General features: G+C 73.5%; 25 protein-coding genes and 1 pseudogene. 9 read left to right on the top strand and 17 right to left on the bottom strand.

Annotated features, from left to right (window positions below):
* Positions 1–5 precede the first annotated feature (5 nt).
* The 3 genes from ACFV9J_RS37755 to ACFV9J_RS37745 form a co-directional block, all read right to left on the bottom strand.
* Entirely contained in the window at positions 6–1238 is a 1233-nt protein-coding gene (locus ACFV9J_RS37755; protein WP_385362327.1) for a DUF4032 domain-containing protein, read from the bottom strand.
* A gap of 9 nt (positions 1239–1247) precedes the next feature.
* Positions 1248–1994 carry an MBL fold metallo-hydrolase gene (locus tag ACFV9J_RS37750; protein ID WP_385362325.1) on the bottom strand — a complete coding sequence of 249 codons (747 nt, stop codon included), beginning with the start codon at positions 1992–1994 and terminating at the stop codon, positions 1248–1250.
* A gap of 78 nt (positions 1995–2072) precedes the next feature.
* Positions 2073–2705, bottom strand: a complete 633-nt coding sequence (locus tag ACFV9J_RS37745; RefSeq protein WP_093457609.1) for an alpha-ketoglutarate-dependent dioxygenase AlkB — start codon at positions 2703–2705, stop codon at positions 2073–2075.
* Between the two features lie 128 nt (positions 2706–2833).
* On the opposite strand from ACFV9J_RS37745, the gene ACFV9J_RS37740 reads away from it, so the two are divergent.
* A complete protein-coding gene (locus ACFV9J_RS37740; RefSeq protein ID WP_385362323.1) occupies positions 2834–3457 on the top strand; it encodes a TetR/AcrR family transcriptional regulator in 624 nt (207 codons plus the stop codon).
* Between the two features lie 38 nt (positions 3458–3495).
* Positions 3496–5169: an FAD-binding dehydrogenase gene (locus tag ACFV9J_RS37735; protein WP_385362321.1), complete on the top strand. Its 1674-nt coding sequence runs from the start codon at positions 3496–3498 to the stop codon at positions 5167–5169.
* 33 nt (positions 5170–5202) lie between these two features.
* Here ACFV9J_RS37735 and ACFV9J_RS37730 read toward each other — a convergent pair.
* From ACFV9J_RS37730 to ACFV9J_RS37720, 3 genes and pseudogenes are all read right to left on the bottom strand, one after another.
* Positions 5203–5394, bottom strand: a pseudogene (locus ACFV9J_RS37730) (DUF488 family protein); the annotation flags it as partial.
* A gap of 55 nt (positions 5395–5449) precedes the next feature.
* Positions 5450–5701: a WhiB family transcriptional regulator gene (locus ACFV9J_RS37725; protein WP_003971835.1), complete on the bottom strand. Its 252-nt coding sequence runs from the start codon at positions 5699–5701 to the stop codon at positions 5450–5452.
* Positions 5702–5826: 125 nt separating this feature from the next.
* Positions 5827–6729: a LysR family transcriptional regulator ArgP gene (locus ACFV9J_RS37720; protein WP_385362319.1), complete on the bottom strand. Its 903-nt coding sequence runs from the start codon at positions 6727–6729 to the stop codon at positions 5827–5829.
* A gap of 77 nt (positions 6730–6806) precedes the next feature.
* On the opposite strand from ACFV9J_RS37720, the gene ACFV9J_RS37715 reads away from it, so the two are divergent.
* Complete coding sequence (locus ACFV9J_RS37715; RefSeq protein ID WP_385362317.1) at positions 6807–7421, top strand: LysE/ArgO family amino acid transporter; 615 nt, start codon at positions 6807–6809, stop codon at positions 7419–7421.
* Between the two features lie 73 nt (positions 7422–7494).
* A complete protein-coding gene (locus ACFV9J_RS37710) occupies positions 7495–8841 on the top strand; it encodes an MFS transporter (protein WP_385362315.1) in 1347 nt (448 codons plus the stop codon).
* A gap of 7 nt (positions 8842–8848) precedes the next feature.
* Here the strand turns inward: ACFV9J_RS37710 and ACFV9J_RS37705 are convergent, their stop codons facing one another.
* From ACFV9J_RS37705 to ACFV9J_RS37695, 3 genes are all read right to left on the bottom strand, one after another.
* The gene (locus ACFV9J_RS37705) at positions 8849–9304 is read right to left on the bottom strand and encodes a cyclic nucleotide-binding domain-containing protein (RefSeq protein ID WP_385362313.1); all 456 of its coding nucleotides are present in this window, start codon (positions 9302–9304) and stop codon (positions 8849–8851) included.
* Between the two features lie 294 nt (positions 9305–9598).
* A complete protein-coding gene (locus ACFV9J_RS37700) occupies positions 9599–11077 on the bottom strand; it encodes an aminotransferase class I/II-fold pyridoxal phosphate-dependent enzyme (RefSeq protein WP_385362311.1) in 1479 nt (492 codons plus the stop codon).
* Positions 11078–11106: 29 nt separating this feature from the next.
* Positions 11107–11340 (bottom strand): hypothetical protein, encoded by a 234-nt coding sequence (locus ACFV9J_RS37695; RefSeq protein ID WP_109028938.1) that lies wholly within the window; start codon positions 11338–11340, stop codon positions 11107–11109.
* A 160-nt stretch (positions 11341–11500) separates the two neighbouring features.
* On the opposite strand from ACFV9J_RS37695, the gene ACFV9J_RS37690 reads away from it, so the two are divergent.
* From ACFV9J_RS37690 to ACFV9J_RS37670, 5 genes are all read left to right on the top strand, one after another.
* Entirely contained in the window at positions 11501–11947 is a 447-nt protein-coding gene (locus tag ACFV9J_RS37690; protein WP_385362309.1) for an ATP-binding protein, read from the top strand.
* Between the two features lie 184 nt (positions 11948–12131).
* On the top strand, positions 12132–13004 hold the full coding sequence (locus ACFV9J_RS37685; protein ID WP_385362307.1) for a SigB/SigF/SigG family RNA polymerase sigma factor: 873 nt from the start codon (positions 12132–12134) through the stop codon (positions 13002–13004).
* 74 nt (positions 13005–13078) lie between these two features.
* Positions 13079–13321 (top strand): DUF5133 domain-containing protein, encoded by a 243-nt coding sequence (locus ACFV9J_RS37680; protein ID WP_385362305.1) that lies wholly within the window; start codon positions 13079–13081, stop codon positions 13319–13321.
* Positions 13322–13382: 61 nt separating this feature from the next.
* Entirely contained in the window at positions 13383–14225 is an 843-nt protein-coding gene (locus ACFV9J_RS37675) for a DUF1206 domain-containing protein (protein ID WP_385362303.1), read from the top strand.
* A 28-nt stretch (positions 14226–14253) separates the two neighbouring features.
* A complete protein-coding gene (locus ACFV9J_RS37670) occupies positions 14254–14688 on the top strand; it encodes a hypothetical protein (RefSeq protein ID WP_385362301.1) in 435 nt (144 codons plus the stop codon).
* A 23-nt stretch (positions 14689–14711) separates the two neighbouring features.
* Here the strand turns inward: ACFV9J_RS37670 and ACFV9J_RS37665 are convergent, their stop codons facing one another.
* The 8 genes from ACFV9J_RS37665 to ACFV9J_RS37630 all read right to left on the bottom strand — a co-directional run bounded on the left by ACFV9J_RS37665 (position 14712) and on the right by ACFV9J_RS37630 (position 23816).
* Positions 14712–16961, bottom strand: a complete 2250-nt coding sequence (locus ACFV9J_RS37665) for an FUSC family protein (protein ID WP_385362299.1) — start codon at positions 16959–16961, stop codon at positions 14712–14714.
* A gap of 134 nt (positions 16962–17095) precedes the next feature.
* The gene (locus ACFV9J_RS37660) at positions 17096–18472 is read right to left on the bottom strand and encodes an NAD(P)/FAD-dependent oxidoreductase (RefSeq protein ID WP_385362297.1); all 1377 of its coding nucleotides are present in this window, start codon (positions 18470–18472) and stop codon (positions 17096–17098) included.
* 218 nt (positions 18473–18690) lie between these two features.
* Positions 18691–20436 carry a PP2C family protein-serine/threonine phosphatase gene (locus ACFV9J_RS37655; RefSeq protein ID WP_385362295.1) on the bottom strand — a complete coding sequence of 582 codons (1746 nt, stop codon included), beginning with the start codon at positions 20434–20436 and terminating at the stop codon, positions 18691–18693.
* The gene (locus ACFV9J_RS37650) at positions 20433–21497 is read right to left on the bottom strand and encodes an ATP-binding SpoIIE family protein phosphatase (RefSeq protein ID WP_385362293.1); all 1065 of its coding nucleotides are present in this window, start codon (positions 21495–21497) and stop codon (positions 20433–20435) included. The genes ACFV9J_RS37655 and ACFV9J_RS37650 overlap by 4 nt, the downstream gene beginning before the upstream one ends.
* A complete protein-coding gene (locus tag ACFV9J_RS37645) occupies positions 21497–21937 on the bottom strand; it encodes an anti-sigma regulatory factor (RefSeq protein ID WP_385362291.1) in 441 nt (146 codons plus the stop codon). Before ACFV9J_RS37645 ends, ACFV9J_RS37650 begins: the two co-directional genes overlap by 1 nt.
* Complete coding sequence (locus ACFV9J_RS37640) at positions 21937–22368, bottom strand: STAS domain-containing protein (RefSeq protein WP_385362289.1); 432 nt, start codon at positions 22366–22368, stop codon at positions 21937–21939. The genes ACFV9J_RS37645 and ACFV9J_RS37640 overlap by 1 nt, the downstream gene beginning before the upstream one ends.
* Positions 22365–23264, bottom strand: coding sequence for an STAS domain-containing protein (locus ACFV9J_RS37635; protein ID WP_385362287.1), 900 nt, complete (start codon positions 23262–23264; stop codon positions 22365–22367). Before ACFV9J_RS37635 ends, ACFV9J_RS37640 begins: the two co-directional genes overlap by 4 nt.
* A 159-nt stretch (positions 23265–23423) precedes the next feature.
* Positions 23424–23816, bottom strand: a complete 393-nt coding sequence (locus ACFV9J_RS37630) for an STAS domain-containing protein (protein WP_385362285.1) — start codon at positions 23814–23816, stop codon at positions 23424–23426.
* Positions 23817–23908: the final 92 nt, after the last annotated feature.

Here is a 23908-nt window from a genome sequence, read left to right as displayed (position 1 = left end):
GCCGCTCAGTCGGCCGTGGGCCGCAGGGTCTCCCGGGCCCTGGGCAGGATGTTGACGAGGTAGTCCTCGACGGCCGTGTCCAGGCCGATGTCGTGCTGGGCCCGCTCGGAGAGGTACCAGCGGTGCTCCAGCAGCTCGTGGTAGATCTCCGCCGGGTCCATCGCGCCGCGCAGCTCCACCGGCACGGCGCGCACGGTGGGCCGGAAGACCTCGCGCACCCAGCGGTGGGCGAGGACCTCCGGGCGGGCGCCGAGGGGGTCGCCCGGGGCGTAGTCGTCCTGGGTGGCCATCCAGCTCTCCAGGTCGTTGAGCAGCCGCCTGGCCTGGTTCTCCTCGGCGTCCAGGCCGGTCAGGCGCAGCAGCTGGCGCTGGTGGTGGCCGGCGTCGACGACCTTGGGCACGAAGGTGACCGTGTCGCCGTTGGAAGCGTGCTCGATCTGCATCTCGGCCACGTCGAAGCCGAGGTCGTTCAGACGCCGGATGCGGCGCTCGATGTAGTGGTACTTGCCCGCCGGATACACGGAGGTACGGGTCAGCTCCTGCCACAGGCTCCGGTAGCGGGCGCAGATCTCGGTGCCGAACTCGACCGGGTCGACGGAGGGGTGCAGCGCCCCCGAGGCCTCCAGGTCGAGCAGTTCGCCGCTGATGTTCACCCGGGCGAGGTCGAGGTCGTAGTCGCGCTGCCCGTCGCTGAGCCGGGGGTGCAGGTCGCCGGTCTCGGCGTCGACCAGGTAGGCGGCGTAGGCGCCCGCGTCGCGCCGGAAGAGCGTGTTGGACAGCGAGCAGTCCCCCCAGGCGAACCCGGCCAGGTGCAGCCGGACCAGCAGCACCGCGAGGGCGTCCATCAGACGGTGCATGGTCGCCGGGCGCAGCGTCGTCTCGAACATCGACCGGTACGGCAGCGAGCCGCCCAGATGCCGGGTGACCAGCACCGGTTCCAGCGCCTCACCGGCGGCGTCGGAGCGGCCGGTGACCACGGCCAGCGCGTCCACCGCCGGGATGGCGAGCCGGTCCAGGTCGCGCAGCAGCTGGTACTCGCGCAGCGCGGGCCGCTCGGCCAGCTCCTTGACGGCGATCACCTCGTCCCCGGCACGCGCGTAGCGGACCACGTGCCGGGAGATGCCGCGGGGCAGCGGCACGAGGTACTCCTCGGGCCACTGCTCCAGCGGCAGCTGCCAGGGCAGTTCGAGCAGGAGCGCGGGATGCTCCGGATTGGTGGCGCTGATCTGCAAGGCCATGCCCCGACTCTAGAACGCCCGTTCCCGGGCCAGGTCCGCGGCGTCCTTCACCGGCCCCCGGTGGACCGGACCGTGGCCCGGCAGCAGCACGTCGCCCGCCAGACCGGCGATGAGGTCGAGCGAGGCGACCGCGCCCGCCCGGTCGTGGTGGAACAGGTCGGGCAGCAGCTGCGGTCCCTCGATCCGGGAGATGGCGTGGCCGCTCACCAGCGCGTCGCCGGAGATCACCACCCCGGCGTCCGGGAGGTGGTAGACGCAGTGTCCGTCGGTGTGCCCGGGGGTGTGCACGGGTACGGGACGGCCGGGCAGGTCGAGTGCGCCGTCCGCCGGGAAGGCCGCGGGCGCGGTCACCGGGTGCTGCTCGGTGCCGCCGGTGCGCAGTACGTGCCTCATCCAGGGCAGTACGCCGGGGCGCCAGGCGTTGCGCAGCACCGTGCCCACCGACACCTGCTGGAGGAAGTCGCGCCGGGCGTGCGGCACCTCGGCCTCGTGCAGCAGGACGGGGGTGCCGTGGGCGGCGCGCAGGTACTCCGCCGAGCCCAGGTGGTCGTTGTGGGCGTGGGTGATCAGCACGGCCGCCACCGCCTCGGGCGAACTCCCGACGGCGGTAAGGGAGTCGAGCAGCGCCCGGCGGTCGCCGGGGTATCCGGTGTCGACGAGGGTCACCGCGTCGCCGTCGGTGAGGACGACCCAGTTGGTGTTGCCGCCGTGCACCAGGTAGGTGCCGTCGGCCACTTGCCGTACGTCCGCGCTCATGGTCTCCCGCGTTCCAGGTCGGTGGTCCCCCGCGCGGGACAGCCAACCAGAAACCGGGCGCGGGTGGTTGCCCGGCCCTCAGCGCACGCCGTGCGGGCGGAACTGGACGCTGATGCGGGGCCCGGCGGCGCGGGTGCTCTTGGGGACGCAGTGCTCCCAGGTGCGCTGGCAGGAGCCGCCCATCACGATCAGGTCGCCGTGGCCCAGCGGGCGGCGCACGGTCTCGCCGCCCCCGCCCGCCGGGCGCAGCAGCAGGTCGCGGGGTGCGCCCACCGAGAGGATGGCGACCATCGTGTCCTGGCGCGCGCCGCGGCCGATCCGGTCGCCGTGCCAGGCGACGCTGTCCCGGCCGTCGCGGTAGTGGCACAGGCCCGCGGTCGTGAACGGCTCGCCCAGCTCCTCGGCGTAGTGGGCCGACAGGGCGTCGCGCGCCTCGGCCAGCAGCGGGTGCGGGAGGGCGTCGCCCGCGCCGTAGAACGCCAGCAGCCGGGGTACGTCGACGACGCGCTCGTACATCTCGCGCCGTTCCGCGCGCCAGGGGACCTCGGCGGCCAGCCGCTCGAACAGCGCGTCGGCGCCGCTCAGCCACCCGGGGAGCAGGTCGATCCAGGCTCCCGGGCCGAGGCGGGTGCGGCGCAGACCGTCGAGCGGGCCCAGCCGGACCTCGTCGGTCTGGTCGAAGAGCGAGCCCTGGAGGTGGTGCGTGGTCATGGGACCAGCGTACTCCTCATTCGAAAATGTGTTCTATCGATGGCGTTGTCGACGGTCCGCGACCGTCTCTTTCGATACGCCGGTGTATCCGATACATTCCCGTATCGAACCGAGCGAAGGGTCCGGACATGACGGCGAAGGCGACCACCGGGCGGGTGACCAGGCGGCGCGTGCGCACCCGCGCGAACCTCCTGGACGCCGCGTTCGCGGTGTTCGCCGCCAAGGGCTTCGGACGGGTGTCGATCGAGGAGGTCTGCGAGGCCGCCGGGTACAGCCGGGGTGCCTTCTACTCCAACTTCGGCAGTCTCGACGAGCTGTTCTTCGCCCTCTACGAGCAACGGGCCGACCTGATCGCCGAACAGGTGACCACCGCACTCGCCGCCGACGGCCCCGGCCTGGACGTGCCCGCCGCCGTGGAGCGCGTCACCGAGGTGCTGCTCCTGGACCGGGACTGGCTCCTGGTGAAGACCGACTTCCTGGTGCACGCCGCCCGCGACCCCGAGGTCGCCCGGACCCTGCTGGAGCACCGGGCCCGCCTCAGGCGGGTGATCGCCGACCGGCTCGCCCGGGCCCGTGGACACACCGCCCCGCCCGCCGTGCCCGGCGACGCCGAGGAGGCCGCGCCCGCGGTGGTCGCCGCGTACGACGGGGTCACCGTCCAACTGCTCCTGGACCGGGACGTCGCGGGCGCCCGGGTCTGGCTGGGACAGCTGCTCACCGCGCTGCTCACCGACGGCAGCACGCGTCACTGACCACAGGGTCACCGACACAACAGGAAGGGACGGTCGCCATGGATGCCGACGTCATCGTGGTCGGAGCGGGTCTGGCGGGCCTGGTCGCGGCCCACGAGCTGACCAGCCGGGGCAGGAGGGTCGCCCTGGTGGACCAGGAGAACGCGGCCAACCTCGGCGGGCAGGCCTTCTGGTCCTTCGGCGGCCTCTTCCTCGTCGGCTCCCCGGAGCAGCGGCGGCTCGGCGTCAAGGACTCCCTCGACCTGGCCTGGAACGACTGGCAGGGCAGCGCCGGATTCGACCGGACCGAGGACGAGGACTCCTGGGCGGTGCGCTGGGCACGGGCGTACGTCGAGTGGGCGGCGGGGGAGAAGCGGTCCTGGCTGGCCGGGCACGGCATCACCTTCCTGCCCACCGTCGGCTGGGCCGAGCGCGGCGACCTGAGGGCGGGCGGCCACGGCAACTCCGTACCCCGCTTCCACATCGCCTGGGGCACCGGCACGGGGGTCGTCGAGCCCTTCGTGCGGTACGCGAAGCAGGCCGCGCGCGACGGACTGCTCACCTTCCACCACCGCCACCGCGTCGACCACCTGGTCGTCGGGGACGGCACGGTGCGCGGGGTGCGCGGCACGGTCCTCGCCCCGGACGACTCACCGCGCGGCGTCGCCTCCAACCGCGACGCGGCCGGAGAGTTCGCACTCACCGCACAGGCCGTGATCGTCACCTCCGGCGGCATCGGCGCCGACCACGACATCGTCCGCCGCCACTGGCCCGAGCGCCTGGGCACCCCGCCCGCCGAGATGGTCACCGGGGTCCCCGCCTACGTCGACGGACGGATGCTCGGTATCAGCGCCGAGGCGGGCGCGCGTCTGGTCAACCGGGACCGGATGTGGCACTACACCGAGGGCGTGCGCAACTGGGACCCGGTCTGGCCCGGCCACGGCATCCGCATCCTGCCGGGCCCGTCCTCGATGTGGTTCGACGCGCTGGGCCGCCGGCTGCCCGAGCCGTACCTGCCGGGCTACGACACCCTCGGCACCCTGCGCCACCTGCGCACGGCCGAGGGTCTCGCGGAACACGACCACTCGTGGTTCGTCCTCACCCAGAAGATCATCGAGAAGGAGTTCGCGCTCTCCGGCTCCGAGCAGAACCCCGACATCACCGCCAAGGACCGCGCCGGCTTCCTGCGCGAACGCTTGCTGGGCAAGGGAGCCCCGGGCCCGGTGGACGCCTTCCTGCGGCGCGGCGCCGACTTCGTGACCGCGCCGGACCTGGAGCAACTGGTGCAGAAGATGAACAGGTTGACCGACAAGCCACTCCTGGACGCCGCCGCGCTCCGGCGCCAGATCGAGGCCCGCGACTCGCAGCTGGCCAACCCGTACGCCAAGGACGCCCAGGTGCAGGGCATCCGCAACGCCCGCCGCTACATCGGTGACCGTCTCGGCCGGGTCGCCACCCCGCACCGCATCCTCGATCCCGCGGCGGGTCCGCTGATCGGCGTCAAGCTGCACATCCTCACCCGCAAGACCCTCGGCGGCATCCAGACCGACCTCGACTCCCGCGCCCTGGACGCCGACGGCGCCCCCGTCGAGGGCCTGTACGCGGCCGGTGAGGTGGCCGGCTTCGGCGGGGGCGGGGTGCACGGGTACAACGCGCTGGAGGGCACCTTCCTCGGCGGCTGCCTGTTCTCCGGACGGGCGGCGGGCCGGGCCGCGGCACGGCAGACCGCCTGAGCGGCCGACCCGCCGGCCGACGGCTCCGCGCCCTCACACCTCGTCGAGGAGACGGAGCAGCACGGCGGCGTGGCTCTCGCCGGGGGACCCGGCCGCGGTCGGCAGCGTGACGTCGCCCGCCGCGGCCGACTTCCGTACCCGGTCGAGGAGTTCGCTCGCCTCCGGCGCGCTCAGCTCCGCCTCGTACCCGCGCGCGAACCCCTCGTACGAGCCCTCGCCCCCGGTCCTCCGACGGCCGACGGTGCCCGCGCCAGGCTGTCTCCGGCTCGGGCGGCGAGGGTCAGCCGGACCTCCGGCGCGCGGCCTCGCGCCGCTTGAGCGCCCGGCGTTCCAGCTCGCTGGTACCGCCCCAGACGCCGAGGGTCTGCCCGGTGTCGAGCGCCCAGCGCAGACACTGCTCCTGAACCGGACAGGTCCGGCAGACCGCCTTGGCCTGCTCGGTCTGCAGAGCGGCCGGACCGGTGGTGCCGATCGGGAAGAAGAGGTCGGGGTCCTCCGTCCGGCATGCGGCGTGCTCGCGCCAGTTGTCCATCAAAGTCACCTGCGATCGGTAGCGTTCGCGCCCTCGTGCATGGCTTACTCCGTTGCGGGTGACCTGTCGACCGCGGGGCGAAACCGGCGTGCCGCTCGTGAGTTGCCGTGTCCGTCGCCGTGCGCCTACTGGCTCAGCGCGTCCGCGGCCGCCGTCGCCACCGCGTCCGCCACCGTGGCCAGCGCCGGGGAGTCGAGCTTCCACTGCTGCCAGTACAGAGTGACGTCCACCGCGAGGTCCGGCGCGAAGGTGACGAGCCGGCCGGTGCGCAGCAGGGGGTCGGCCTGCGGCTGCGGGACCATGCCCCAGCCCAGCCCGGCGGCGACCGCCTCGACGAAGCCCTCCGAGGTCGGCACGTAGTGCCGTGCGGCGCTTGCGCCACCGTGACCGAGCCGGCGCGCGAAGGAGTCCTGGAAGTCGTCCCGCCGGTCGAAGACCACCACCGGGGCGTCGGCGACCGCCTCCCGCGGCGGCGCGTCCAGATGCCGGGCGGCGAACTCGGGGGCGGCGCAGGGGAGATAGCGCATCCGGCCCAGCGTCCGGACCGTGCAGCCCGGCACCGGTTCCGGCGACGACGTCACCGCCGCCATCACCACGCCCTCCCGCAGCAGCGTCGCCGTGTGGCCCTCGTCCTCCCGGCGCAGTTCGAAGCAGAGGGCGGGCTCCCGGGGGATGCGGGTGAGGGCGGGCAGGAACCAGGTCGCCAGCGAGTCGGCGTTCACCGCCACCGTCACCCGGGTCGGCTCGCCCTCCTCCCGCAGGCCCAGCTCGGCCGAGGCGTCCCGCTCCAGCCGCGCCACCTGGCGGGCCAGCCGCACCAGCACGGCTCCGGAGTCGGTCGCCCGCACCGGCTTGGTGCGCAGCAGCAGCACCCGGCCGGTGCGCTGCTCCAGTGCCTTCACCCGCTGGCTGACCGCGGACGGCGTCACGTGCAGCGCGGCGGCGGCCGCGTCGAAGGTGCCCTCGTCCACGACGGCCAGCAGGGTGCGCACCTGGTCCAGCGGCAGATCCGCGAGGGTCGGCGTCATGTCGTCATCACACTGGCTAATGGTACGTAAGAATCTTTAGCTGTACGTCCGGTGATCGTCCACTTAGCGTCGAGGGCATGAACAGCGCCCTCACGGCGGCCGCCGCCGGCTTCGGCACCGGCCTCTCGCTCATCGTCGCCATCGGCGCCCAGAACGCCTTCGTCCTGCGTCAGGGGGCCCGCCGCGACGCGGTGCTCGCCGTGGTCGGCATCTGCGCACTGTCCGACGCCGTGCTCATCGCCCTGGGTGTCGGCGGGGTCGGCGCCGTGGTGGTGGCCTGGCCGGGCGCGCTGACCGCAGTCGGCTGGATCGGCGGCGCCTTCCTGCTCTGCTACGGCGCCCTGGCCGCCCGGCGGGTGTTCCGGCCGTCCGGGGCGCTGCGGGCGGACGGCGACGCCGCGGGCTCGCGCCGCCGGGCCGTGCTCACCTGCCTGGCGCTGACCTGGCTCAACCCGCACGTCTACCTGGACACCGTGTTCCTGCTGGGCTCCGTCGCCGCCGACCGGGGGCCGCTGCGCTGGACCTTCGGCCTCGGAGCCGCCGCCGCCAGCCTGGTCTGGTTCGCCGCGCTCGGCTTCGGCGCCCGCTACCTGGGCCGCTTCCTGTCCCGGCCCGCGGCCTGGCGGGTCCTCGACGGACTGGTGGCCGCCACCATGATCGTCCTCGGTGTCTCCCTCGTCGCCGGGGCCTGAGCGGGCCGGATCCGGCCGCACGCGTCCCGATGGGCTCGAACGAAGCTGCGATAGTGATCCCCGCAACCGAAAGATGTACCGAGCATGTAGGAAGCGCGTGGACACCAGCGAGAGCAGCAGCGAGAGCAGCAGCGACAGCGGCACCGGACCGGACGCGAAGGCCACGGCGCCGGACGGGACGCGGCAGCGCGGATGGCGCCGCTGGGCCATGGACACCCGGCCCCTGCGCCGCCCGGCCTACCGCAGGCTGTGGTCCTCGACCATCGTCACGGCCGTCGGCAGCCAGCTCACCGCGGTCGCCGTGCCCAAGCAGATCTACGACATCACCGGCTCCTCGGCCTGGGTCGGCGCCGCGAGCCTCGCCGGGCTGCTGCCGCTCATCGTCTTCGCCCTGTGGGGCGGCGCGGTGGCCGACACCGTGGACCGCCGCAAGCTGCTGCTGATCACCAACACCGGCATCGCGGTGACCTCGCTGCTCTTCTGGATACAGGCGGTCACCGGCATGGCGTCGGTGGCAGCGCTGATGCTGCTGCTCGCGCTGCAACAGGCCTTCTGGGGCCTCAACGCCCCGGCCCGCAACGCCTCCATCGCCCGCCTGGTGCCCGAGGACGAACTGCCCGCCGCCAACGCCCTCGGCTCGACCGTCATGCAGACCGGGCAGGTGGTCGGTCCGCTGCTCGCCGGTGCGCTGATCCCGGTGATCGGACTGCCCGAGCTGTACCTGATCGACGCGCTGGCCCTGTGCGTCACGGTGTGGGCGGTCTACAAACTCCCCGCGCTGCCGCCGCTGGCGGGCACGGCGGTCCGGCGCGCGGGCGTGCGCGAGGTGGTGGCCGGGTTCCGCTACATCGCCCGGCACAAGGTGCTGCTGCTGTCCTTCCTGGCCGACATCGTCGCCATGGTGTTCGGCATGCCCCGCGCCCTGTTCCCGCAGCTCGCCGCCGAGACGTACGCCCCGTACGGCGAAGGGCTCGCGCTCGGTCTGCTGTTCGCGGCGATCCCCATCGGCGCGGTGGCCGGGGGGCTGTTCTCCGGCACCTTCTCGCGGGCCCGCCGACACGGCTGGATGGTGATCGGCGCGGTCGTCGTCTGGGGGGCCGCCATCACCGGCTTCGGGCTCAGCGGCAGTCTGTGGCTCGCGGTCGCCTTCCTGGTCGTGGCCGGTGTCGCCGACATGGTCTCCATGGTGTTCCGCGGGGCGATCCTGCTGTCCGCCGCCACCGACGAGATGCGCGGGCGCATGCAGGGTGTGTTCACCGTCGTCGTGGCGGGCGGCCCGCGGCTGGCCGACGTCCTGCACGGCGGCGCGGGCTCCGCCGCCGGTGCCCGGGAGGCCGTGGCCGGCGGCGGCCTGCTCGTCGTGGCCGTGATGCTGACCCTGGCCGTCGCGATGCCCGCGCTGCGCCGCTACCGCGTCTGAGGGCGGCTCACAGGGAGCCGCGCCCGTGCAGGGCGTAGTGCTCCATGAGCCGGCCCCGGGTGGACTCCAGCCGGTGCGCGAGGATCTCCGCGACCGACCGCACGAGCACGATGCCCAGCTCGGGATCGCGTTCGCACAGGTCGAGCACGGAGGCCGCCTGGAACTCGTAGGCGCGCACCGGGCTGAACGCCTCGGCGCCGAAGTCCCACTCGTAGGGCGGGAACAGCCAGGACCAGCCGAGCAGGTCGCCCACACCGAGGCTGGCGACCGTGACCCGTTGCACGGAGGTCACCTGCTGGGTCAGGGAGACCGCGCCGGAGCGGATGACCCAGAAGCGGTCCGCCCTGCCACCTGCTTCGAAGATCCGGTCGTCCTCCGGGAAGGAGACCTCCTGGGCCAGCTCCATGAGCCGCGCGCGCTGGGGGAGGGGGAGGGCGTTCAGCAGTTTGATCGCTTTGGTCATGGCACGGGGCTCCTCGCCGGCGATTCGGTTCCGGGGCTTTCCCTATGCCCATTTCAGTCTCTGTCGCCGCGCTGAGCACCTCGGCGGACGGCGGGATCCCGTACGGATTCCGTGCCGGAACCGGGGACGGGCGCGCGAGGGCGTGAAAAAGCCCTGGCCGGACGGGGGAGGCCGGCCAGGGCCGTAAGCGGTGACCGCGGAGGACATTTCGATCGACTCCGTCGCCACGTATGGATGAACGCTAAACCATCTCTGGGCGTTCCGTGAAACCGGCACCGCGACACGTGACCCGTTTCACTCGCGGTGCTCCGCGACGACCCTGACCGTCTCCAGCGCCGGATCGGTCGGGTCGGGGAGGTACATCCCCGCCTCCAGGCCGCTGCGCAGATAGCGCAGGACCGGCTCGGCCAGCCGCTCACCCGGCAGCACCGCCGGGATGCCGGGCGGATACGGAGTGATCATCTCCGCCGCGACCCGGCCGGCCGCCCGGTCCAGGGACACGTCCTCGGTGGGGCCGAAGAACGCGTCCCGGGGCAAGCACACCTGAGGCATCCGCAGCTCGGCCGGCGACGGCACCTCGACGCGCGGAGCGGACCCCAGGCCCGGGGCGGCGCGGGCGAGGTCCTTGAGGGCGGTGAGCAGCTCGCCGGCGGTCCCCCGGTCGTCGCCGTGGGTGATCTGCGCGCCGATGCGGCGGTGGTCGGTGAGGTGGGCGACCACACCGCGGTGCTCCCGCAGCCAGTCCGCCGCCCGGAAGCCCGAGACACCGAGCCCGTCGAGGTCGATGACGACCGGCAGCGGATCGAAACCGTGGGCCGACCCAGGCCCGCAGAAGTCCTCGCGGTCGTTGACGTGCATGCCGTCGATCTCCTCGACGGCCGCCCGGACACCGGCCGCCAGCTCCAGCGCGCCGCTCATCAGCTCCTGCCCGCCGAGCGCCATCTGGCGGCGCCACCCGTCGAGACCGGCGAAGATCAGCACCGACGGGCTGGTGGTGCTCAGCAGGTCGGCGCGCATGCCGAGCAGCTTGGGCGGCACCAGATCGCCGCGCAGGTGGAACACCGAGCCCTGTTCGAGACCGCTGCCCATCTTGTGGATGCTGGTCACGCAGATGTCCGCGCCCGCGTCCATCGCCCAGGACGGCAGATCCGGGTGGAAGGGCAGATGCGCCCCCCACGCCTCGTCGACGATCAGCGGCAGCGAGCGCCCGTGGCAGACCTCGGCGACGGCCCGCAGATCGGCGCTCGCACCGTACGGCGTCGGGCTGGTGATCAGGGCACCCTTGGCGTCGGGATGCGCCGTGAACGCCTCCTCGAACGACTCGGCGGACGGCGGATGGGCCAGATGCCGTTCCGCGTCCCAGCGCGGTTCGACCCACACCGGCTCGACGCCGGACAGGATCAGCCCCGAGACCACGGACTTGTGGGCGTCCCGGCCGATCAGCAGTTTCTCGTGCGGACCCGCCACCGCCAGCATCGCCGCCTTCACCGACAGGGAACTCCCGCACGTCGAGAAGAACGTGTGATCGGCGTGCACGGCGTCCGCCATCAGCTCCTGGGCGCGCTGCAGCACCCGTCCCCGGGTGAGCCGGTCGTCGAGTCCGGCCGTGGCCAGCACATCCCCGTGGAACACGGCGTCACCCAGCACCTCGCGCACCGCGGGGTCCGCCCCGCGCGCCTGCTTGTGCCCGGGCGGCGTGAACGACAGCCGTCCCGCACGGCGGTATTCGACGAGGGCTTCCAGGACCGGTGCTCGGCGGTGGTCGACTGTCATGCCGACCCGGTTTCCCGTCCGGCGCCGCGTCAATCCGCCGGGGACCGCCGGTCCGCGTTGCGGCCCGGAGTCAGCACCTCGTCCAGCACCCGCAGCACCGCCTCGTACGCCACCGTCCGTACGGCGGCCTCCCGGGAACCCTCCGGGTCGGTCGACCGCAGCGCCTCGCTGCGCGCCCGCCAGCTCCGCCCCTCCTCCAGCGCGCAGGCCCTCGCGCGGTGCATCCGGCGCAGTAGTTCGTCCGCGTCCACAACATCCGTCATGCACTCCGCGTACCCCCGCAGGGCGACCGGATGGCCCGTGGGCCGCACGGAGGACCGGAGGTTTGCCCCCACCGGCAGAGGTCAGCCGAAAGTGACGGGCCGCGGGGCGCGCGCAGCGCCGGACCGGACCGTCCGACCGACCAGGGAGCGGAGCTGACCGATGTGTGACAGGGACACGATTCAACCCGTCGTCGAGCAGCGCGACAGGGACACGGGCCGCCGGTACCGGCCGTGCCGGCCCGCCGACGCGCGAGCGGCGGTGGAACGCGCCGTCACCGAGTGCCGCGGTGCCGGCGGGCGGCCCTCGTGCGACCCGTGTGCCCTGTCGGACGCCGTGCTCGTCGCCTCGGAGCTGACCACCAACGCCATCCTGCACGGCGGCGGCATCACCGACTTCCAGGTCGACGTCGTGGGGCCGGGCGTGCGCCTGTCGGTGTGCGACCGCAGCCACGACCTGCCGGTGGCGGTGCCGGCCACGGACGACCGGGGCCATCGACGCCTCGGCGGCCGGGGCTGGCCGATCGTCTGCCGGCTGGCCCGCGAGGTGCGGGTGGCAGATCTTCCCTCGGGCGGCAAGTGCATCACGGTGGTCGTTCCGCTGTCCTGATGACTTTTCGAAAAGCGGAGTTTGTTCCACCGGGCCGGGGGCAGTCGCAGATTCGTGCTTCGGACCGGAGGCGCAGCAGCGGGAGCGGTAGGGCTGCTTCGGTGCCCCGGCTGTGCCGGGGACGACCCGGACAGTGCCATTCCCGCGGAAAGTCCCTGAGACCACCGTTCAGGAGCGGATCCGCATGCTCATAGAAACGCCCACCAGCCGTCCCGGTACCACCCAGTCCACCCAGCCCGCCCACCCCTCGGCCGCCCCCGCACGCCGCCGCCACGACGACGCCCCCGACACCATGGTCCTCTTCGGCCGCCTGGCCGGACTGGCGGACGGACCCGAACGCGACGCCGTCCGCGACGAACTCGTCACGGCATGGCTGCCCATGGCCCACCGCATCGCCGGTCGGTTCCGGGACCGCGGGGAGTCCATCGAGGACCTCCGCCAGGTCGCGGCGCTCGGCCTGGTCAAGGCCATCGACCGCTTCGACCCCGAACGGGGGGCCTTCGAGAGCTACGCCGTGCCCACCATCACCGGCGAGGTCAAGCGCCACTTCCGCGACCGGATGTGGGCCCTGAGGGTGCCCCGCCGGGTCCAGGAACTGCGCAACAAGGTGCGCGTCGCCCGCCGGGAACTCGCCCAGAGCCCGGGCAGTCCCGAACCCTCGGTGGCCGCCCTCGCCGCCCACACCGGGCTGAGCGAGGACGAGGTCGGCGCCGGGATGGAGGCGCTGGAGAGCTTCAGCACCCTCTCGCTGGACGCCGAGCTGTCTGCGGGCGACGACGGCTACAGCCTCGCGGACACCCTCGGCGCCGCCGACGCCTCGTACGACACGGTGATCGACCGCGAGTCCGCCAAGGAGGGCCTGCGCAGACTGCCCGAACGGGAGCGCGCCATCCTCTACATGCGCTTCTTCGAGGACATGACGCAGAGCCGGATCGCCGACTGCCTGGGCATCTCGCAGATGCACGTCTCGCGGCTCATCAGCCGCAGCTGCGCCCGCGTCCGCGACGAGGCGATGGGGCAGCGCACGGTCCGCCCCGGCCACCCGGCGCGCACCTGATGACGGACACAGGGGCCACTGGGGCCACTGGGGCCACCAGGGACACGGGGAGGGACAGGGAGGGGACGGGACGGATGCTGATGCCACACCCCGCGGTGCTGCGCAGACTCCTCGCGGAGTACGAGGCCGCCGCGGTGGACGAGCCCGCCGACGCGGCGGGCGAACCGGGCCCGCGGGCCCGGGACCTTGCATACACGCTCTGCGTGTCGACCGGCACGCGTGACGTACGGCGGGCCCTGGAGACGGCCCGGCGCCACCTCGCGGACGCGCCGGAGCCGGTGCCGGATGCCGCCGCCCACGCGGGCGTGGCGGACTGAGACGGGAAACAGCCGGGCGCACGACGGCACCACCGCGTGCGCAGTCGGGGAGGGGATCCACATGAACGCAGGCGTCACGGGCAACCTGGCACGTACCGGGCGGGGCCGCGCCCGGCGGGCGGCGAACGGATCGGCGGCCGAGGGGGCGGCCCGGGCGGGACTGGCCGCCCGCGGGGTCATCTACCTGCTGGTCGGCATCCTGGCCCTGCAGATCGCCTTCGGCGGCGGGAACCGGCAGGCGGACCGGGGCGGCGCCCTGGCTGAGCTGTCGGACCGGCCCTTCGGCGCGGTGCTGCTGTGGGCGTTGGGCGCCGGACTCGTCGGCATGGCCCTGTGGCGGCTGTCCGAGGCGGCCTTCGGAGTCACCGGCAAGGACGGGCACAAGGCGAAGAAGCGCCTGCCCGCCGCCGCCCGCTGCGTCTTCTACGCGTTCGTCGCCTACTCCGTCCTGGCCTTCGCGGCCGGAGCGGGCGGCGGCGGCTCCAGCGACCGGCAGTCCCGGGACGTCACGGCCAGGGTGATGGAGATGCCCGCCGGCCGGTGGCTCGTGGGCGCCGCGGGTGTCGCGATCGTCGTCGCCGGGGTGGTGATCGGCGTACAGGCGCTGCGCCGCACCTACCGCAAGAAGATGAAGCTCGGCGGACTGAGCCCCCGGGCCCGGCTGCTGGTCGACGTCACCGGCGTCGGCGGCGGCACGGCCCGAGGCATCGTGTTCGCCGCGGCGGGCGCCTTCGCCGTACGGGCCGCCGTCGCCTACGAACCCGACCGGGCGAAGGGACTGGACGACACCCTCCGTTCCTTCGCCCGCACCCCGCTCGGGCCCTGGCTCCTGGCCCTGGTCGCCGCGGGGCTGGTGCTGTTCGGCGTCTTCTCGTTCGTCCTCGCCCGCCGGCGGAGGGTCTGAGCCGCCCGGCACGGGGAACACGGGGCGAATGAACGAACACGAGATTCCTCCGCCGGACGGACGTCCCGTGGACGTCTACCTCGACCTGCTGCGCGTGCGCATGGCCAGCGACGACTACCAGCTGCTGCTCAGCGTGGTGGAACCGGTCCTCCAGGCGATCGACGAGCAGCAGATGCCGACCATCGACTTCTCGCTGGACGGGGACAGCACCGAGGCGCTGCCCCAGGAGATCAGGGACGAGGCCGCACTGGTCATCGCCACCGCAGTCACCGGACGCCTCGACAACGAGGTCGTCGAGATCAGCACCGACGAGACCGGCCCGGTCCGGGTCGTCACCGACGCGACCACCGCCTCCGACCCCGAACGACTCGGTGAGATCGCCGACTACCTCAAGGAACGCCACCAGCAGAACGAGGAGCTGCGCGGCATCGCCGAGGCGAGCGGTCTGCCCAGCGACTTCTGACCCTCACCACCCGGGCGGGACCGTCACCGCTGCGGCGCCCTGACGGACACGCCCAGCGGCCGGGCGAGGCCGACCACGGCCTCGTCCAGTCGCTCCAGGTGCCGCAGCACCCGGCCCGTGATGCGGCCGTACCGGGGGATGCCCGCCGCGGTGTCCGGCTCCAGCAGCGAGGCGATGCTCGGCCCGGTCTCCACCTGCGTCCCGGCGTTCTCGTCCGCGACGTGGGCGGCGATCGCCTCGATGTTGCGCACCGTGCGCCGCACCGCGCCGCGCAGCCGCGGGTCGGCCGCGATCGACGGATGGGTGGGCAGCAGCTCGGCCGTCGCCGCCAGCGACCGCGCGTGATAGGCACAGGTCTCCAGCAGCGCCACCACGTACTGGGCGGTGTCCCGCCGGGCCCGCAGCGGCGTGATCGGATGGGTCAGCGGCTGGGTGGCGGCCCGCAGGTCGCCCAGCGCCTGGTCCAGCTCCCGCGCGGTGTCCAGCAGGTCCGCCTCGGGCCCGCCGCTGAGCTGGTCGACGGCCCCCTCCGTGACGTCGGTGAGCCGCTCCAGCACCGTGCCGAGGAGGTCGTTCGTCCGCCGGTCGGTGCGTATCGGCAGCACCAGCGCCGCCGCCACGATCCCGCAGGCCGCGCCGAGCGCCGTCTCCTCCACCCGCAGCAGCAGCACCGACATGCTGTACGTGTGCAGCAGTGTGTACAGCAGCCCGAGCATCGCGGTGACGAAGAACGACATCAGCGTGTAGGACAGCGGCGCCGTGTAGAACATCGCGAAGATCAGCACCAGCACCAGGCCGAACGCGGTCCAGGTGTGGTTGCCCACCAGACCGGCCAGCACGATGCCCGCCACCACGCCCAGCACCGTACCGAGCAGCCGGCGGTAGCCCTTGACCAGGATCTCGCCGGTCGACGCGGTGTTGATGAAGACGATCCAGCAGGTGAGCACCGCCCAGTACCAGCGCTGCGAGGACAGGAACTCGCCGCCGACGATCGCCAGCGAGGACCCCACGGCCACCTGTACCGCGGCGCGGGTGGTGGGCCGCCGCAGCCCGGTCGGCTCCTCCTCCTCGGCCGCCTCCTCACCGGCGTCGATGGCCGCGTCCTCGGCGTCCAGCTCCTCCCGGGAACGTGCGGTGGCCGGCGAGTCGTCGGACTCGTCCTGCGGCCCGTCCAGCGCGATCCTCAGGCCCATGACCGCGCGCGCCGTCTCACCGACGCCGCGGAACACGTCCTGGACGGCCGCGGTCGCCTCGGGCAGGTTCTCCTCGTCGCGGTAGCCGAGCAGCCGGTTGCGCAGGTGGGACAGGGCCGTGCCGCGCGCCTCCGCGGGCGGCCGCAGCACCAGGGTGCGCAGCGCCGTGAGATCACGGCGCAGCAGCTCGGTGGCCTCGCCCGGTGCGGGTGAGTGGCCCACCGCGGGAGCGGGCGCACCCGGCAGATGCAGCGTGAGGGTGTCGGCCCGCTCGGCGCTGCGCGCGGTCAGCAGCAGCAGACCGAGGCGCTCGGCGGCGATCTCCGCGTCCGCGATGCGCCGCTGGACCAGGCGTGCCGTGGACGCGTCGGGTGTGCCCTCGTCCAGCCGGGACTGGATCATCAGGGCCGTCTCGTGCAGGCGCGCGGTGCCCTCGCGCAGGCGCTCCAGCGTCTTGTCGATGTCGTCGGGACCGGCGTCCAGCAACTCGATCTGCGTGGCGATCAGCTGGGCCAGCCGGGCCCGGAAGGCCTGCCGCAGCAGACCGAGGATACGCGCGGGCGTCGCCGGGACCACCCCGAAGCGCACCACCGCGCTGGACGCGAACGCCACGGCGACGGCGGCCCACAGCCCGGGCAGCCCGGACACCTTGCCGCCGACGAACAGCGACACGAAGTAGACCTGGAAGCCGATCAGCCCGAGCGCGGTGCCCCGGTCGCCGAACCGGCGGACGAAGACCGCCGAGAAGATCAGGACGACGAAGAAGGCGTCGCCGACGACGACCCACGAAGTGAGCAGCGTGCTCAGCGAGACCGAGGCCAGGGCGACGGGCAGCCCCAGCGCCAGCGTGACCGCCTGCGGGCCCGGTTCCTTCTCCCGGATGGCGAAGGTCGCGACCATCGCCGCCATGGCGCCCGCGACCAGATGCTTGACGTCCACGCCGAACACGGCGAGCACGCCCAGCGTCAGCGCGATGGCGCCCACCGTCCGCAAACCCGCCGTCAGCCGCAACAGACCCGGGTCGGACGCGGCGACGCGGTCGCGCAGCCGTGTCCGCGCCGAGCGTCCCGCTGCCTTCACGCCGCCGTACACTCTCCCGATTCACAGCCGGCCCTCACAGCCGGTTCCAGCCACGTCCCGGCGGGTTCACGCCGAGATCCACTTCTCAGCATGTCATGCCCCGGTCCGTCACGGGAGGTGGGGGCGGGCGGGGGTCACGGCTTCGCCCGGTCCGCCTCCGCGACCCGGTCCCGCACCTGTTCCGGTGTCAGATACGCGTCGGTGTACTCGAAGTCCTTCAGCTTGGCGGGCTTGCGGGCCTGGAAACCGGTGCGGACGAAATCGTCGCCGGCGACCGCGTTGAGCGCCCAGTTGGCCGCCACCCGTGCCTTGGCCACCCCCGTGCGCAGCGCCGACCAGTGGTAGCCGCGGGCCACCGCCTGCGCGGGCAGGCCCGTCAGCTCCACCCCGAGCGGCTTGGAGACCGCGTCGGTGCCGCCGAGGTCGACGACGAGGCCCAGGTCCTTGTGGACGTACGGCCGCATCGGCTGGTCGCGCAGCGTGGCGATGAGGTTCTCGGCGACGTGCCGCCCCTGCCGCATCGCGTGCTGGGCGGTGGGCGGGCAGACGGCACCCTCCTGGCCCTTGGCGAGGTCGGGCACGGCCGCGGAGTCGCCCAGCGCGAACACCCCGTCGTGGTTCGGCAGGCACATCTCGGCGGTGACCGCGAGCCGCCCCTTGACCGTCTCCGCGCCCAGCGTCGCGATCAGCGGGCTCGCCACCACGCCCGCCGTCCAGATGAGCGTGCGGGTGGGCACCACCCGGCCGTCCGTGAAGGTGACCTCCTCGGGCGCCGCCTTGGCGATGGACACGCCCAGGGAGATGTCGATGCCGCGCCGGGTCAGGATCCGCTGCGCGTCGCGGCCGAGCTTCTCGCCCAGCTCCGGCATCAGCTTCGGCGCGATGTCGATCAGGTGCCACTTGATCAGCGCCGGGTCCAGCCGGGTGTAGCGCTTGACGGCCGCGTGCGTCAGCCGCTGCAGGCACGCCGCGGTCTCGGTGCCGGCGTAACCGCCGCCCACCACCACGAACTGCAGCCGGGAGGCCCGCTCCACGGGGTCCTGGCTCGCGTCGGCGAGGTCCAGCTGGGAGATGACGTGGTCGCGGACGTACGCGGCCTCCGCCAGGGTCTTCATGCCGAACGCGTTGTCGGTCAGCCCCGGGATGTCGAAGGTGCGGGTGATGCTGCCGGGCGCCAGCACGATGTAGTCGTAGGGCTCGTTGACGATCCGGTCGGTGATGGTGCGCACCACGCAGACCTTCGCCTCGAGATCCACCCCGATGGCGCCGCCCGGAATGATGCGGGTCCGGTAACGGCTGCTGCGGCGCAGGGACAGCGCGATCGACTGGGGGGTGAGCACCCCGGCGGCGACGTGCGGCAGCAGCGGCAGGTAGAGCTGGTAGGAGAACGGCGTCACCAGGGTGACGTCGGCCTCTTCGGGGGAGAGCCGCCGCTCCAGACGACGGACGCACTCCACGCCGGCGAAACCTGCGCCGACCACCAGGATCCTGGGTCGTGTCACGGTGTTCATCCCTTTCTGCGGCTCCGGGGCGGTCTGCCGCGAACGCCATTCGCCTGCCCGTGGATCGCCGCTTCGCACCTCGTCCATGCCACCGCGCCCGCACCGCTTCGGCCAGCCGGGTGCGGCAGGCAGGCGACACGTCCTGATCACCACCATGCCCCGCCCGGGCCCGCGGCGCACCGGGCGGGAGCGAACCGCTCGGAACTTTTCCCGGGGATCAGCCTCGATCAGCCCGTAGCGCGCAGGTGACACAGCAGCAGACACACGTCGTCGTCCCGTTCGGAGTCGCTGAGCATCGGACGCAGGATCCCGTCGGCCGAGCCCTCCAGGTCCGTGTCCAGCTCCGCCGGACCGAACGACCCGAGCGCGTCCGCCAGCCGCGCGATGCCCGGGTCTATGCCGCGGGCGCGGCGCTCCACCAGCCCGTCCGTGTACAGCGCGAGTGTCGAACCGGGCGCCATCGGCACCGTGTGGTCCGCGATCTCCTGGCGCATCGGGATGCCGAGCATCGCACCGGGTTTGGCGTCCAGGGTGCGAACCCCTCCGTCCGGGGTACGCAGCACCGGCGGCGGATGCCCTGCGGCCGCCCACGTCACCGTCGGGTCGTCGGGGTGGAAGCGGGCGATGACCGCGGTGGCGAACAGGTCGGGCTGCAGGTGGTGCAGGAAGGTGTGCAGCCGGGTCAGCAGCTGCCCGGGGCTGCCCCCGTCGACCGCGTACGCGCGCAGGGCGGTGCGCAGTTGGCTCATCATCACGGCCGCCCGCAGCCCGTGCCCCGTGACGTCCCCCACCACGGCGATGACACCGCCGTCGGGCTGCCGGAAGGCGTCGTACCAGTCGCCGCCGATGTTCAGCCCGTGGGTGGCCGGAAGATAGCGCGCGGCCAGGGCGAGCCCGGGCGGGGCCGGCAGCTCGGTCAGCAGAGCCCGCTGAAGCGTCTCGGCGATGTCGCGGTTGTGCTGGTAGCGCTGGGCGTGGTCGATCGCGATGCTGGCCCGCCGGGTCAGCTCCACCAGCATCACGGCGTCGTCCGGATCCCAGCGGTCCCCGGGCGGGGACGACAGGGTCACCACGCCCAGCGGCGCCTGCCGCGTCGGCAGCGGAATGCACAGCAGCGGCCGGTCCGGGGCCGGCGCCGACGGCGGCTGGTCCTCGACGCCGGGCAGGCCGCCGGGATGCGCGGCGGCGTACTGCGGGCGGCCGGTGCGGGCGGCGACCACCGCGGCGGCCGCGTTGGCGGGGCCCGTGTGGTCGCCGTCCTGGTCGAACAGCCAGATGTCCACACCGGCCGCGTACTCCGGCACCAGCAGCTCCGGCAGCCTGCGCACGATCTCGTGATGGTCGAGCGACGCCGTCAGCACCGCGCTCGCGTCCGCGAGGAACGTCAGCCTGCGCCGGGCGTGCTCCGCCTCCGTACGCGCCTTGCGCTCGGCGGCGAACGCCTCGCGCTGGGCCCGCCCGGCGGCGTCCAGTTCGGCGTGCAGCGCCACCACGCCCTGGTTCGTCTGCTGCAGCTCCTCCCGGTGGAAGTCGACCAGGCCCTCCTGCTCGGTGAGCCGCTCCAGGACCAGCGCCGTGTCCTCGTCGGCACCCAGCAGGGCCTGAGCCAGCTCCGCCGGGTCCTCCGCCACGGCGCCCGCGCCCGCGTCGGCGACGGCGTCGTCCGCCTCGGGGCACGGCACCGTCACCCGCCACGGCGGCTGACCGGCGGCAGCGGCCTCGGGCGACGGCGTCACCACGGCGTGCAGCACGCGCTCCGCGGCCTGCGGAGCGGTGCGGGAGACCGTGCCCGTCTCCAGGGCGAGCCGCCAGGTGCCGCCCTTGGCCAGGCACAGCAGCAGCTGCGCCCCGAGGGAGGCCGTCAGCCGCGCGCGTTCCACGGGCGGCACGCCGAAGGCCGTCGCCAGACGTGCGGCCGCGACGCGTGCCACCGCCGCGTCGGCGACGTCGCTGATCTGCCAGGTACGGGTCATGGGCCATCCGGCGGGGTCGGGGCCAGCACGGCCACGGCGGTGTCGTCCCGCACGGGCCGCGCCGAGCTGCTGGCGTCACGGATCGTGACGGCGGCGGTCACCGCCGGGTCGGTCGTGGTGCGGCAGGTGTCGGACGTCGGCGCCCACCGGCTCGGCAGACCGTCGCTGTGCAGGACCAGCACCCGGTCGTCCGCCCAGGCCGTCTCCTCCTCGCGCAGCGTGGCGGGCCGGTGGGTGCCGACGATGCCGGGCCGCGACACCAGGTGCCGCCAGGTACCGCCTTCGCACAGCCGCGCCCCGATGTTGCCGACGCCGGTGAACCGGAGCACCGAGGCCCGCGTGTCGACCTGGGCCACCGCGACGGCGGCGCCGCGGGTGCCGGACAGCGCCCGGTCCAGTCGCCGCACCGCCTCGCCGGGCGGCAGGTGGGCCGAGACGCGCAGTGCCTCGACGGCGGCGGTCGAGGCGCGGGCGGCCTCCGGGCCGTGGCCCAGACCGTCGGCCAGCATCAGCGTGACGAGGCCCTTGTCCCGGACCCAGGCCCAGGCGTCGCCCGAGTACTCCGCACCGCCGAACGGGACGTTCACCGCGCCGGCCCGCAACCGCGCCGCCGGCCCGGAGTCGGCGGCGCGTGCCTCGGACACGCCGATCCGGGCGACCACCACCGTGCCCCGGCCGGGTGCACTGTGCAGGTCGAAGTCGTCGGCGACGCGCGCGCAGGTGCCGAGGCCCGCACCGAGGGAGCCCGCGGTGGTGGTGAAACCGTCGCGCAGCGCGGCGGACACGTCGGCGATCCCCGGGCCGTGGTCGACCGTCGCGACCTGTACGCGGGGCCTCGGCTCCCCGTCGGCCGTGAGGACGGGAGGGGCGACCACGTCGACGACGACCCGGCCGCCCGCGGCGTGCTTGAGCAGGTTGGTGGCCAGCTCGGTCGCCACCAGCGCCGCCGCCGACGTCCGCTGCTCGTCCAGACCGGCCACGGCCGCCGCGTGCTCGGCGGCCACCCGGGCGTCCCGCACCCGGGTCGAGTCGTGCACCGGGACGTCCCACACACGGGGCATCAGGACTCCTCGCGCGGGCGTGGCGGCCGGCCCACCCAGGACGTCACCCGCACGGCCGTTCCGGAGCCCGGCGCGCTCTCGATCGCGAACTCGTGCACCAGGCGCCGCGCGCCGCCCAGCCCCATGCCGAGCCCGCCGCCGGACGTGAACCCGTCGCTGAGCGCCTGCTCCACGTCCGGGATGCCGGGCCCCTCGTCGCTGAAGGTCAGCCGCAGCCCGTGCGTGGTCCCCTCCACGATCGACTCCATCTCCATGGTGCCGCCACCGCCGTACACGAGCGTGTTGCGGGCCAGCTCACTGGCCGCCGTGACCAGCTTGGTCTGGTCCACCAGGCCGAAGCCGAGCTGGGCGGCGGCCTGGCGCACATGCTGTCGCACCCATACCAGATCCATGTCCGAACGGATCGGCAGGCGGGCCTGGGAGCCCGCGGCGGTGTGCATCACTGACTCTCCTGGCGCAGGCCGCCGAAGCGGGAGGACGGGGCCTGCTGCCTGAGGAGCTCCATGGCCACCTCGGTACTGAGCGCGGTGTGTACGCCCGGCAGCGTCAGCCCCAGCTCCACCAGGGTGATGGCCACCGCGGGCCGCATCCCGACCAGCACCGTCCGCGCCGCCAGCAGACCGGTCTGCCCGGCGATCTCGGCCAGGATCCGGCCGAGGAAGGAGTCGACGATCTCCACGCCGGAGACGTCGATGACCACGCCGGTGGCGCCGCTGCGCACGATGGTCTCGGCGAGATCCTCCTGGAGCTGCTGCGCCGTGCTGTCGTGCAGGTCCCCCTGAAGGGTGACCAGCAGGACCTCACCGAGCCGGAGCACCGGTACATGCCCTGTCACCGGAGCCCCGTGGGGCCCGGGAATCGCCTGGCTCACCGCTCGACCGCACCGTTCGTGCCGGGCGTCACGATGCCGACCCCGAGCTGGTGCAGCACATACCCCAGCGCGTCGGCGAGGCTCGCCCGGGTGACCACCGTACCGAGATCCAGACCGAGGTGGACCATGGTCTGCGCGATCGCGGGCCGGATGCCGGAGACGATGCACTCGGCGCCCATGAGCCGGGCCGCCGCGACCGTCTTCATCAGGTGCTGCGCCACCAGCGAGTCGACGGTCGGCACGCCGGTGATGTCCAGGATCGCGTAGCGGGCCTGCTGCTCCACGATGGACTCCAGCAGGGTCTCCATCACCACCTGGCTGCGCGCGCTGTCCAGCGTGCCGATCAGCGGAACGGCCACGATGCCGTCCCACAGCTTGATGACCGGCGTGGCCACCTCCAGCAACTGCAGCCGCTGGCGGTCGATGAGCGCCTGCCCCTCGCTGAGCGCCGTCTGCATCACCACCACCCGCAGGGTGCCCATCAGTACGTTCAGGCCGGTGACACAGTCCCGGACGTGCTCGACCGGGGCCTGCTCGGACAGGGCGGCCACCAGCAGGTTCTCGACGGGCGGACGCAGTGCGGCCAGCTCGCTCGACACCTGCGCGGTGCTCAGCCCGGCGCGCGAGCGGGCCGCGCTCATCCGGGCCAACTGCTCGCGCACCGCCGTGAATCCGGCGGCGTCCGGGTCCTCGACCCGCGCCGCGTCCGCGACTTGGGCCAGCGCGTCCACGACGGCCTTGGCCGCCTCGACCGCCTCGTCGCGCGAGACGGTGAACACGGCCCGGAACAAGGGCTCGTCCGCCCATCGCTGGGCGATCTGCTCACGGTGGCGCCGCAGAAAGTCCCTGACCTCGCGCGTCGGCGCTCCCGCCGTTCCCTCCGCCTGTTCCGGCACCTGTCCCACTCCTCATCCGCGTTGCGCCGAACCCCACCCCGACCGGGACGGTGTGCCGGCGGCGTGACCAGCCGGTCGACAACTCTAACCACCCGCCGACCTGGCGCGTCACCCGCTTCCGCAGGACCGGTACGGGGCGGGACGCGGACGCGCTTCGGCTCAGGCGTCGGGGACCTGCGGACCCTCCGGCTGGGCGTCCACACGGGCGAGGGCCTGGTCGAGGCTCTCCGAGACCGGCACCGTGATGCTCACCCCCGTCAGGTCCAGGACGCGCAGCACCGCCGGGGCCGGCGAGATGATGTGCACGCTGCCCGGCAGCTCGCGGGCCTCCTGGTAGACCCGCAGGATGATGTTCATGCCGGACGAGTCCATGAACGGGACCGCCGAAAGATCCAGCAGGAAGTGCCTGCGGCCGTGGTGGAGCTGGTTGGCCAGATGGTGCTGGAACTCGGTTGCCGTGTCGACGTCCAGGTAACCCTCCACCTTGAGCAGCGCGACATCCTCCCGCGGCAGCGTCACCTCGACGGACAGCGGGTTCTGGGCTATGGGCACGTGTACCTCCAACAACGCGGCGGCGCGGCGGACCGTCGGGTGGCCCACCGCGCCGGGCGGTTACCCCCGAATCCCGGCTCCACACCTGCCGG

The organism is Streptomyces sp. NPDC059906 (genome assembly GCF_042730645.1).
Lineage (GTDB): Bacteria > Actinomycetota > Actinomycetes > Streptomycetales > Streptomycetaceae > Streptomyces > Streptomyces rubrogriseus.
The sequence above is the reverse complement of the archived record's forward strand: the minus strand, read 5'-3'. Positions and strand labels throughout refer to the sequence as shown.